Genomic DNA, 12,074 nt, shown 5'->3' on the forward strand with positions numbered 1-12,074 from the left:
GAGTAGGTACTAAAGTGACAAAATCGTAAGGTTTCGGCGGCATAATGTAAGCCGTAACGGGTATCATCACGGCCATTGGTTTCCTATACTTATGGCATAACCCAAACAGGAAGAGGAGAAGATCAGATTGTCTGACACAACCCTAAAGCAAAGCTTTGAAAAAACCTATGATTTTCCGGGGAGATGGCTTGGAGGAGTGGCGCTTATTTTGGGTCCGCTGCTTATGCTAGCCGGAGTCGCTCTACGTTATCGTTTCCATTTTTTCTTCCCGGATCAATTGACTGCGTTTCGGGATTATCCAACATTATTAACAGCCTCATACAGCGCGTTCGCTGCCGGCAATGTGTTGATGTGCCCGGCGGTCATTCTACTGGCTAAAAGAATCGGCGGCCGCAGACCGCATTGGGCGTTCTGGGGAGCGACGTTCTCGGTTTTTGGTTTATTCACTCGCACTTTCCACGCCGGAGTCGACCATCTCGCTTTCCAACTCGTTCGCCAGCAAAATGCCGATGCCGCGACCCGTGTCATCGCGAATTCTTACAGCGCGTTCCATATTTTTAAGACGTTTAATTTGGCCATTATGTTGGGGTGGATCGCCCTTGCGATTGGTTCCTACCTATCCCGCACATTAACCGTTTACCAATGCGTCGGCTTAGCCCTAATGTCTTCACTTCCGCTTGGCGTGCTGAAGGGTAGTACCACATTCTCCGTCGTCGCAACAATCGGGTTGTGCATTGCGTTATTGCCTTTTGGCGTGAAGGTGCTGCGAGACGGTCCGAAACCTTCTGCTACTGCCTTGTTATGTTGGAGCGCCCTTTCTGCTGCGTTGGTCGGTTTCTTCTACTTCTTTGGTCAGGCTGGCTAACGGCTACGCCCTGTCGGTTTAACAATAAGCTGGCCACGACTGGGAATGGTTGACGGGAGAGTCTCAAAATGGCAGGAAGGGTGGATCGTAACATTTATCGAAAGCTGACCGCAGCGGACGAGCAGGAATCCAGAGCTTGCTGGTCGAATCCCCTTAATTATGCAAGGAGGGGTAGATAATGTTGGAAGGAATCATCAAGGTTACCGAAGAAGACGGAAGTGTATTTACTGGCTGTGTAGAGGGGTTTGATTTGAAGAATGGATTTCTTAAAATCAGAGGCGTGACATGCGTTCAATTCATTCAGTTGACCCAAGTCCAAAAGATCGAGAAAGTTAAACCAGTGTTCAGCGGAATCATTTTTAAAGAGAGGCCGCGGCATTAGGCTGCCGATACGCATCGCCCCACCACGTTCTGAGAACGGTGCGCGATGCAGAAAGTAGGTCGCCGCGAATGCCGATTTTGTCCGAAGCTCAGAATCAGGTTTATGCAGGGCGTGCCAGCAAGTAATCAATACCCGCATTTTATTACCCGAACAACAGAGCTGTCTCAAACTTATCAAAGAGACTTAGGACTTTTCAATGGCTTTAGGCTGCATTTTCATGCGTATAAACGGATCAGCAACCATAGTGCGAATGTCTGTAACAAGCCGGATTCGATTCTCGAAGCCGGCGGGAGTTTTTATTCATTCACGCAGGGTGCAGGCGAACGTCACGAGGGGAAAGGAAGGGCCCGCCAGCCTCAGCGGGCATGGGCGTTTGAAGCTCTCCGGCCGCCGGACAAGCTCATAGAATGTCCTATTCCTGCAAAAACAAGTCTTAATTCTATATATACGCCCGGACAAGATCCAATTATAATGAGAATTACGCTCTCAGCAGGATTATAGCGGGAAATGGGGGTATGGGCGTGCATTCCATATTAATTGTCGATGACGAACCGATTGAACGAAATGGAATAAAATCTCTTATAAGAAGATTTCAATATGCTTTAACGATCATAGAGGCCGACAATGGTGAACACGCGCTGGATATTATCAAGCGCAGACCGATCGATATTTTGTTTACAGATATTAAAATGCCATTCATGGGCGGTCTGGAACTGGCTGAACAAGCAAAGATAGCCAATCCGGCCTTAGAAATTGTCATTTATAGCGCTTATGGCGAATTTGATTATGCTCGCAAAGCCATAGAGCTAAGAGCGGTGAATTATTTGTTGAAGCCGATTGTTATTGACCACTTCAGCAGTACGATGTCTGATATCATCGATCTGCTTACAAGCAGAGAAGCAGAGCAGGAACAGCTGGAGAAGATGCTGGAAGGGTACAAAATCGGGGTAGCGCATGTGAAGGAAAAGATGCTTCTTGATCTTCTTAGCGGTTCATTGTGGGAGCAGCATACGGACAACGGTAAACAAGTAATGATGGACGAGAGCTACAATAACAAGTCCTTTTTGCTCTTTTTGGTGGATTATAAACGCAAGTTTTTTGATGCCTCATACGATAGGTTTGTGGATACGCTTGAGCAAATTGGCATCGGTGAATTTGATTGTATGAATCTAAATGAATTTCAGAGTGGGATCCTATTACGCTATGATTCATCGGCGGCTGTTCCGCAGCCAGAGGAGATTGCTCAGACACTATTGGAGCAGTTATGGGAGCGTTTCCAGGAGCAAGTTGTCATTGTTCACAGTGGGCTTATCGAGGATGTTAAGCATATAGCTGCTGCATATAACCAGATGGAACAAATGCTGGATTATAAATTTTTTGTAGATACCAATGCCGTGTTATCTACCATGAATCAGGCTTCTGGGCTTGCTCACAAAGGAAATCAGGTGCAGCCTATTCTTGATATGCTGTACAAGCAAATTGAAATGGGCGATTATTACGGAACAGAACGGGTGCTTCCTATGCTGTGGAGCCATCTGGAAAACAACCAAAGTCTGTCCGTCCTTTATTGCAAATATATCTGCTCTGAAATTGTGAAGAAAATGTTTGCAAATTCGGATTCACCAGAACAATTCAGTCCCATGATTGAACCTGTGTTCAACTGCGGTGATTTACAAGATTTAAAGGATTTAATCGATACGGTAGTAGGGAAATTCAAAGACAAGCAGGACGACAGAGAACGCTCAGGGGACACCCACCGGGTCATCCGCTCCATCACGGAGATTATTGAGTCTGAGTATATGCATGATATCAGTTTGGAATATATTGCGGAGAAAGTGTATTTAACACCAAGTTATCTGAGTTATCTGATTAAGAAACAAACGGGGCGGAGCTTAATCAAGCAGCTGACGTTATACAGATTGGAGAAAGCAAAGCAGCTGCTTAAACAAACGAACATGAAAATCATGGCTATCGCACAGGCTGTCGGGTACAGCAACTCTTCCTACTTTTGTATAACCTTTAAAAACTACTTGGGGACAACACCCGCAAAATATAGAGAGAGCAGAGAAATATAGGGCCGGCAGCCTGCAACAGTCAAGCCCCAATAGATCGACCGTCTAGCTGAAGCTGGTACCGGACTTAACCGGTATCAGCTTTTTCATTTCATCCGCCTCATTATCAAAGCGGTCATTAGTTTCATCGGATGCAGTTTACGAAAGGTATCTAAAAATAATAAAACGGATCGAAAAAATAAGATGTTTCTTCTTCAACTGTGTGAGATTACCATTGGAGTGTGGATGACAACTTAAGGAATAAGGGAGGATTTATGAGAAAAAAATTATCATTATTGTTGGCGCTTACATTACTATCGGCTCAATGCTGGACAGGAGGTACTGCTTATGGAAAGGACAAGGATTCACTTGAAATAACAGCCATTAAACAAACCCCGTGGATGATTAAGGATCAGGGCATGCTGAAATCGGAAACACAGTTGACGATCAGTAACACCGGAGATGAAATCTCTGCGTGGGTTAAAATCATGATCCCCGGCGAAAAGCCGTACATGCAGGCGTTGGGAAAGCTGGCCGCAGGAACCAATCAGATCGTTGTAGATGTCGCGGAGCTGCATAAGGACGGGGATAAGGTGACCTTTACCGTTTACGATAATGCCCAAGGAAAGGGAAAACCGCTTGGCACAATAACGAAGGAGCAGGAGAAGATCCGCCATTGGAAAATTTTCGTCGCTCATGACCTCCATACGGATATCGGCTATACCAATACGCAGGAACAGCTCAGCGGGGATATTTTCCCGGGGTATTTGGATGAGGCAATGCAGAAGGTGAAGGAGACGGAAGGGCTTGATAAGAAGGATCAATTCCGTTATCCTGTCGAGGCGTCGTACATGCTGAACGATTCAGCTTGGAAATCAAGAAATGCCGATTGGATGGAACAATTGAAGCAGCATTTAAGAAAAGGTAGCTTGACGTATCCGAGCAGCTACCTTAACGAAGTGTATCCGGGTCTCGGCACAGAAGAGCTGGTGCGGATGGCTTATTATTCGGAACGTTTCTTGAATGATAAGCTGGGTGTTCCCTCCAATAAACTGCTGTATATGTCCGATGATCCCTCTTTTTCATGGGCTGCTGTCGATACAATGGTTGAATCGGGGATCAAATACTTAATGATGAGGCAGAATCCGGATCCGCTGTTTGATTATCCGAAGCTGTTCTATTATCAAGGTCAGGATCCCCAGCATAAAGTGCTCGCATATAACTACGGACATTACAGCACGGATGAGTTTGATTTCAGAAATGCCGACAGTCTTGCAACGGCCGCGAATGTAACGGATAAGGTGATGAACTACCATAAGGACGACTATCCTTATGATGCGATTATTACGGACTTCACCACACCCTATGACAATAAACCTGTTACAGCGGCTGTTCAGAAGAATATACAAGAACTTAATGCAAGAAAGGATGCCAGCGGGCGGGATTATATTTATCCGGAGGTTATCAGCTCCACGGTAAATGATTATTTCGAATATATCGAGAAACACTACGAGAAGGAGATTCCAACCTACAAAGGCAATATCGAGGACTGGTGGAATTACGGTGTATCTTCCGCCTCCTATGAAACAGGAAAGAACAAGGAGAACCATGAGAAGGTTCCGACGGCCGAATGGTTCGCTACGGTGGCCAGCAGCGCGGGTAAGGGGAAGAAATATCCCTATGAGCAACTATCATCCGCCTATAACAATATGATTCTTTTCGATGAGCATTCGTGGGGCAATGAGATTCCGCAAGCGGATGAACAGTGGATATGGAAGCGGAACACGGCGCTTGCCGCGGGCAGACAGGCCGATCGGCTGATTGATGATTCTCTGCGTTCAATCAGTTCATTGATCCCTGCAGATGAAGGAACTATCGCGGTATACAATTCGTTGTCTTGGGAGAGGTCCGATCTTGTAACTGTGGATGCGGCTAAGCTGCCTGAGCATTTCACGCTGACCAATGTGGAGAATAATGAGCCTGTGCCGTATCAAAGAATGGATGATGGAACGGTTACTTTTGTGGCTAAGGGCGTTCCGGGATTGGGCTATAGGACGTTCAAAGCGGTACCAGCAGCAGAGGAGCCGCAGTTTGCTTCGAGCATTCACGTCTCCAATTCTTCTATGGAGAACGAATATTTTAAAGTGACATTCGATGGAACGGGCGCCATCGCAAGCATCGTGGATAAGCAAAATGGCGGCAAAGAAATGGTGGATGCCTCCGCGCCTTATCAGATGAATGAATTCGTCTATCACACAACAAAGCTGATGAGCCCTGAAGTGTATTCGACCTTTACAGTGAAACAATCGCAGATGAAGGGGACAACCGGACCTGTTATGGCAGAAATGACTGCTAACGGAGTGACAGCCGGCATAAACAGCATGAAAAGAAAGGTTATTCTCTATGACGGCATTCCGAGAATCGATATCGTGAATGAGGTGGATAAAACGGATGCCCCTTCGTACAGCACACAGGATGAGGAAGGATTTTTCGTATTTCCGTTAAATGTGCCGAATTTTGAATTAAGGCATGAAATGCCAAGCGGAGATGTGAAGCCGTTTCTGAATTCCGACATCGAAAACCCGGATAATGAGCAATTTTATGGCTCCAGCACGGCTTATTATACGGTGAACCGTTGGATCGACGCTTCGGATAAGCAGAATTACGGCATTACTTTATCGCCGTTGTCGAATCCGATCGTCCAGTATGGAGAGAGAAGATCGGCGATGGGAGCCAAGGATTACAATACGGAGAAGCCTTGGATTTATAGTTTTGTATTTAATAATAAATGGCATACGAATTTCCAGAAAACGCAGCCCGGACCGGTAACGTTCAAATACTCCCTCACTTCGCATACCGGTGAGAATTGGAAGGACGGACGCGCGGACCAATTCGGGATGAATGCTTCGAACGCGCTGCAGGCAAACATTATTTCCACTAAACAAGCTGGCGGAAGATTGGCCGCGGCTAAAGGGCAATTCATTACCATTAATAAAGACAATGTGGTGTTAACCACTGCCAAATTGGCTGAAGCAAACGGCGAAGGGACGATACTGCGCTTTAACGAAACGTTAGGTCAAGACACGAAGGTTACGGTTGACTTAAACTTTCTTCATCCGGGCGCGGTCATAGAGACGGATCTGGTCGAGAACGACCGTTCCCCGTTGACGCTGAATAAGGGCACCGTTTCATTTACGATCAAAGGACATGGCTGGGTAACCTTGCGGCTTACCGGCGGTGAAGCGCCCGGGATCGTTAAGAACGTTCAAGGTGTAACCGATCAGTACGGAACGCAGTTGACGTGGAATCCCTCTCAAGATCCAGGTCTTTCTTATTATGAAGTATACCGGGGGACGCAAAGCGATTTTGAGCCGGGAGCCGGTCATTATCTGGCATCGGTTAACGACAATCACTATCTAGACCGTCAAGTCATCCCAGGCTTAACGAATCATTATTATTATAAAGTCCGCGCTGTTAAGGCAGGACGTAAGGGTAAGTACTCGAATGCGGTGGGACCAACAGCCGGCCTAATCGGTGACACGAGGGGACCATCTGCGCCGACTGGATTGGAAGGTCATGCCCGGAATTCGAGCAGGGTTTCATTAACATGGAATTCTTCCTCAGACGATGTGTCCGTTAAAGGCTATAAGATCTACCGGAACAACGAGGAAATCAAATCTATAAGCAGTGGTTACCAAAGCTATTTGGACACAGATGCTGATGGTCATACATCGTACACGTATTCGATCAAGGCCTATGATGATGCCGGAAATTTGTCCGACTTCAGCAGTCCCATCACTGTGGAGACACCGGAGTTCATGCTAAAGGGAGGCAATATTGCGCCAATCGCCAAGGTAACCGTCTCCTCGGCATATAACGCGGATTTTGGCGGTTCCAAAGCGGTAGACGGCATCTCGAATGTGCACGGCAGCGGGGAGTGGGCTTCTGCGGGAGAAGCGAATCCATGGATAGAGCTGAAGTGGGAGGAAGCGAAGAAGGTAAATAAAGTCTCCTTGTATGACCGGATCAATCTTGACGATAACGCTTTAACCGGAATTCTGAGGTTTAGTGACGGAAGCGTTATCCAGGTGGACAGCATAGCTGCTGATGGTGCGGTTAAGGATATTGTCTTTGACGAGAAGACGATTACCTGGGTGAAATTCGAAGTGACGGGGGGAGCAGGCTCCAATGTAGGCTTGTCGGAAATGAAAGTATTTGAGCCGGCGAACCTGGCCAGAGAAGCGATTCTGTCAGCCTCTTCCTGGTTCGATGAGGGCAGTGCGCCATCCCAAGCAGCTGACGGTATAATCGGTGTGAATGGAAGCGGGGAGTGGTCATCTGGCGGAGAACAACATCCTTGGCTCAGTTTGGAATGGGTTGAAAGCAAGATGATTAATAAAATCACCCTATTCGACCGCGTTAATACAACCGACAATGCAATTAGCGGCAAATTAACCTTCAGCGACGGCAGCAGCGTTGATGTGCAGGATATACCTGCGGATGGTTCCGCAAAAGAGCTGTCCTTCCCAAGCAGAGCGGTGACCTGGGTTAAATTTGAGGTGACGGAAGGTCAAGGAAGTCATGTGGGCTTGTCTGAAATTCAAGTATTTGAGGCGGAGAATGCTGCGGTTAAGGCTGAGGTGACTGCCTCATCCGAATACAGCAGCGATTACAGCGCCGCCAAAGTAAGCGATGGCATAATTGCAGTTCAAGGGGCTGGCGAATGGGCTTCACAAGGGGAAGTGGAACCTTGGATTCGACTGGACTGGAAGGAAGAACGCACGATCAGCCTGATCATTCTGCATGACCGGATGAATTTGGCGGATGATGCCAGAAGCGGTACGCTGACGTTCAGCGACGGCTCAACGCTTGAAGTGACGGATATTCCCGCTAATGGGGACGGGAAAGTGATTCCATTCACTGACAAGAAGGTTACTTGGGTGAAATTCGACATTCACGGGGCTGGAAGCAATGTGGGCTTGTCCGAAATACGTATCTACTAACCCAATCCGTAAAATAATGAAATGAATCGAAAATATTTAAGATTTCGTGTCATCCGGCTATTTTATATGATGAACATGTACCAAATAACAACGAAGCGGGGGAGCAACTGGTGAAAGGAAAATGGGTCCAACTAGTATTGGCGGCGGTGTTGACCGTTGGTTTGTCGGCATGCAGCCAGAGTGGAAGCTCGGAGAATGATGGGAACAATCAGAATAATGCATCGGAAGGAACGACAGATACGCAGAACAAGCCGGAAAACAGCGCTGCAGCGGAGAACGCGGATCCATTCGCACCGTATGCGGACACAGTAACGTTCACTTTGGGCCGTCAAGGTGTGGCGGGTAATAATCTGCCTGCAGGGGATACACTGGAGAGCAATAAGTTATTGAAGTACGTGGAGGATAAATTAAATATTAAAGTCAAATACGATTTCTCTGTTGAAGACGGCGAGGCCTATAAGCAGAAAGTTAATTTAGCCATTGCCAGCTCCAACATTCCAGATGTCATGATCGTTGACGAAAGCCAATATAAGCGTTTAGCGGAATCGGATATGCTGGAGGACTTGACCGAAGCCTATGACAAATTCGCTTCTCCATTAATTAAAGATTATTACGGCTCGTATAACGGCCGGGTACTGGATGCGGTTAAAAAAGACGGCAAGATGCTTGCTTTGCCGGATACGAACATCGCAGGGAATAACCAGTTGTTATGGGTTCGCGAAGACTGGCTGAAGACGCTGAAACTGAAAGCGCCTGCCAACCTCGATGAGCTTGCAGCAGTTGCTAAAGCTTTCAAAGAACAAGATCCGGATCAGAATGGCGCAGCCGACACAGTCGGTTTGCTGGGAGATCCGAATCTGGCAACGGATGGTGCGTTCTTCACCTTTGATCCTATATTCGCTGCATATGGCGCGTATCCGGGATATTGGATGAAAGACGGATCCGGAACCATTATGAACGGTTCCACAGCTCCTGAGATGAAACTGGCTCTGGGCAAACTGCGTGAGATGTACGCTGCAGGTCTGATCGATAAAGAATTTGTTACCCGCAAGTGGAATGACAACGCGGCGCAGGTGGCAAGCGGTAAAGCCGGTATTCTCTTCGCCCCTTGGTTTGCGGGATGGATGCTCTCGGACTCAGTCAAAAATGACGCCAAAGCGGACTGGATTGCATTAACCGCACCTTTAGATGGGAACGGCAAACGCAATTTGGCAGTTTCCAAGCCATCCGGCCAATACCTGGTCGTACGAAAAGGATATGAACATCCGGATGCTGTCGTCAAAGCGTTAAGCATGGAGTACGAGGGATTGCGCCTGAAGGATCCTGCAGCTGCCGAAATTTACAAAGGACTTGGTGTCAGTTGGTTGAATTGGCCTCTAAACCTGCAATTAAACAATGAAAATACAGTATACGAAAATTATCAGCTCCTTAAAAGCGCAGTTGAATCGAAGGATAGCTCAAATCTTCCTGCGGATCAAATTCCGAACTATGAGTCCATTATGAAAAACCTGGAGAAACCAAAACAGGATATCGCAGCCTATGCCAATTACCTTGCGTCCTATGTTGGAGGCAGCGAAGTTGGTTCAGATAAGCTGAATAAGGTGATGCCGGTCTTCTACGGACAGACGGAGACCATGGCGAAGAAAGGAACCAATCTGACGAAGCTTGAAAATGAAACCTTCTTGAAAATTATCACAGGAAACGCGCCGTTGGACAGCTTTGATGATTTTGTCGAGCAGTGGAAAAAACAAGGCGGAGATGAAATTACAAAAGAAGTGCAGCAGGAAACAAGCCAATAACCGTACCGATAACATTGCGTAATTAGGTATCAGGATCACGCTGAGCTTGATACCTAATTGTCATATCCCAGCGAAGAAAGGGGGATGCCAATTGAGAAACCGAAGTTTTATGATGAACTATCACCTTATGCTGGTTCCCGGCATAGTCCTTCTTATTATTTTTAGTATCGTGCCGATGTTTGGGGTTGCCATTGCATTCCAGGATTATATACCGACCAAAGGAATTTTGGGTTCGAAATGGATTGGCTGGGAAAACTTCAGCTACATGTTCTCGCTTCCTGACAGCAAGCAAATTTTTTTTAATACGATTACTATCGCGTTAATGAAAATCGCGGCAGGACTTATCGTACCTTTTGTTTTTGCGCTCCTCTTAAACGAAGCCCGAATCGTATTGTTTAAGAGAACCATCCAGACCATCGTTTACTTGCCCCACTTTATGTCCTGGGTCATATTATCAGGAATACTCCTTAATATGCTGACATTAGACGGGCTCGTGAATCAAATATTAAGCTGGTTCGGCCAAGAACCGATTATGTTTCTTTCCAGTAATACGTGGTTTCAACCGATTCTCGTCATCAGCGATGTGTGGAAAGAATTCGGCTTCAGCACGATTATTTATTTGGCCGCACTCACATCCATCAATATGTCTTTGTATGAAGCAGCTTCCATAGACGGAGCCAGCCGCATACAGCAGCTGCAGTTCATCACAATTCCTGCCCTGCTGCCGACCGTTATCCTGTTAGCGACGTTAAGCCTGGGCAACGTGCTGAATGCCGGCTTTGAACAAATTCTTAATTTATACAACCCGCTCGTTTATGAGTCAGGGGATATTATTGACACTTATGTGTACCGTACCGGTTTGCTGGAAACACAATTTGGTCTGGCAACTGCGGTAGGACTGCTGAAATCGGTCGTCAGCTTCATCTTAATCTTAATCTCATACGGGTTGGCCAGCCGATATGCCAATTACAGAATCTTCTAAGCGAGCGTGAGTGGAATGGTGAAAGAAACCAACAAAATGGCAGATATCAGCATCTATATGATTTTGGCGCTATCTGCACTATTGTGTTTGGCGCCCATCCTGTATACGATAGCCCTGTCTTTTAGCGATAAGGCGGCTGCGAACGCCGGAATTGTTTATTTTTGGCCGGTCAATATGACACTGTCATCTTATAAAGAGGTGCTGACAGATCGATTCTTCTTTATCTCTTTCGGGGTGTCAGTTCAAAGGGTTGTACTGGGCGGAATCATTAATTTTCTGATTACGGTGTTAATGGCGTACCCGCTATCCAAGTCGGAGCGATTATTTCCGGGAAGAAATGTGTACATGTGGTTTATGGTGTTTACCATGTTATTCAGTGGGGGGCTTATTCCTTGGTATATGACAATCAGCTCTCTAGGGCTGCTGGATCATATTTGGGCCCTTGTTCTGCCTTCTGCGGTTCCAGTGTTTAGCGTGATTTTGCTGATGAATTTTTTCCGCGGCATTCCCAAAGAACTGGATGAGGCAGCTAACATGGATGGAGCAGGGCCTTGGAAGACGCTGTTCCATATTTATTTGCCGACGTCGGTGCCGTCACTGGCTACGATCACGTTGTTCTCTATCGTTGGACACTGGAATTCTTTCTTCGACGGTATGATCCTGATGAATCATAAGGAGAACTGGCCGCTGCAGACCTACATCCAGCAATTGGTTCTTTCCTTGAGCTCCATTATGAATACAACAGATCCTGAAGAATTGAAGCGGCTCTCAGCGATATCGAACAGGACGCTCAGCGCGGCGAAGGTTGTATTGTCTATGCTGCCGATTCTATGTATATATCCTTTCCTGCAAAGATATTTTGTCAGCGGTATCGTTCTTGGCGCGGTCAAAGAATAACGGGATGGATACCATTCAAGTCTCTCTTTTAACGGGTTAAGCGTTCTGGTATTGTCAAAGGTATCAGAAACCGTGCAGCACGGGAATAGAAAGAG

7 protein-coding genes are annotated in these 12,074 nt (G+C 46.7%); all 7 read left to right on the forward strand.

The window, feature by feature from the left end; genetic code table 11:
* Positions 1 to 127 precede the first annotated feature (127 nt).
* The 7 genes from AC0YNV_RS32080 to AC0YNV_RS32110 all read left to right on the forward strand — a co-directional run bounded on the left by AC0YNV_RS32080 (position 128) and on the right by AC0YNV_RS32110 (position 11,979).
* Positions 128 to 865 (forward strand): hypothetical protein, encoded by a 738-nt coding sequence (locus tag AC0YNV_RS32080; protein WP_475771672.1) that lies wholly within the window; start codon positions 128 to 130, stop codon positions 863 to 865.
* A 178-nt stretch (positions 866 to 1,043) separates the two neighbouring features.
* A complete protein-coding gene (locus AC0YNV_RS32085; RefSeq protein WP_475771673.1) occupies positions 1,044 to 1,247 on the forward strand; it encodes a hypothetical protein in 204 nt (67 codons plus the stop codon).
* Positions 1,248 to 1,762: 515 nt separating this feature from the next.
* The gene (locus tag AC0YNV_RS32090; RefSeq protein ID WP_475771674.1) at positions 1,763 to 3,322 is read left to right on the forward strand and encodes a response regulator transcription factor; all 1,560 of its coding nucleotides are present in this window, start codon (positions 1,763 to 1,765) and stop codon (positions 3,320 to 3,322) included.
* Positions 3,323 to 3,573: 251 nt separating this feature from the next.
* Complete coding sequence (locus tag AC0YNV_RS32095; RefSeq protein ID WP_475771675.1) at positions 3,574 to 8,301, forward strand: DUF7402 domain-containing protein; 4,728 nt, start codon at positions 3,574 to 3,576, stop codon at positions 8,299 to 8,301.
* 110 nt (positions 8,302 to 8,411) lie between these two features.
* Positions 8,412 to 10,100 (forward strand): extracellular solute-binding protein, encoded by a 1,689-nt coding sequence (locus AC0YNV_RS32100; RefSeq protein WP_475771676.1) that lies wholly within the window; start codon positions 8,412 to 8,414, stop codon positions 10,098 to 10,100.
* A 91-nt stretch (positions 10,101 to 10,191) separates the two neighbouring features.
* Complete coding sequence (locus AC0YNV_RS32105; RefSeq protein WP_475771677.1) at positions 10,192 to 11,082, forward strand: ABC transporter permease; 891 nt, start codon at positions 10,192 to 10,194, stop codon at positions 11,080 to 11,082.
* Positions 11,083 to 11,097: 15 nt separating this feature from the next.
* On the forward strand, positions 11,098 to 11,979 hold the full coding sequence (locus AC0YNV_RS32110; protein WP_475771678.1) for a carbohydrate ABC transporter permease: 882 nt from the start codon (positions 11,098 to 11,100) through the stop codon (positions 11,977 to 11,979).
* Positions 11,980 to 12,074 lie beyond the last annotated feature (95 nt).

This window comes from Paenibacillus sp. JT31N11 (genome assembly GCF_056269285.1).

Excerpts from the sequence above, each read along its gene's own strand:
- AC0YNV_RS32085 (WP_475771673.1), top strand. The coding sequence starts at position 1,044 with ATGTTGGAAGGAATCATCAAGGTTACCGAAGAAGACGGAAGTGTATTT.
- AC0YNV_RS32090 (WP_475771674.1), top strand. The coding sequence starts at position 1,763 with ATGGGCGTGCATTCCATATTAATTGTCGATGACGAACCGATTGAACGA.
- AC0YNV_RS32095 (WP_475771675.1), top strand. The coding sequence starts at position 3,574 with ATGAGAAAAAAATTATCATTATTGTTGGCGCTTACATTACTATCGGCT.
- AC0YNV_RS32110 (WP_475771678.1), top strand. The coding sequence starts at position 11,098 with ATGGTGAAAGAAACCAACAAAATGGCAGATATCAGCATCTATATGATT.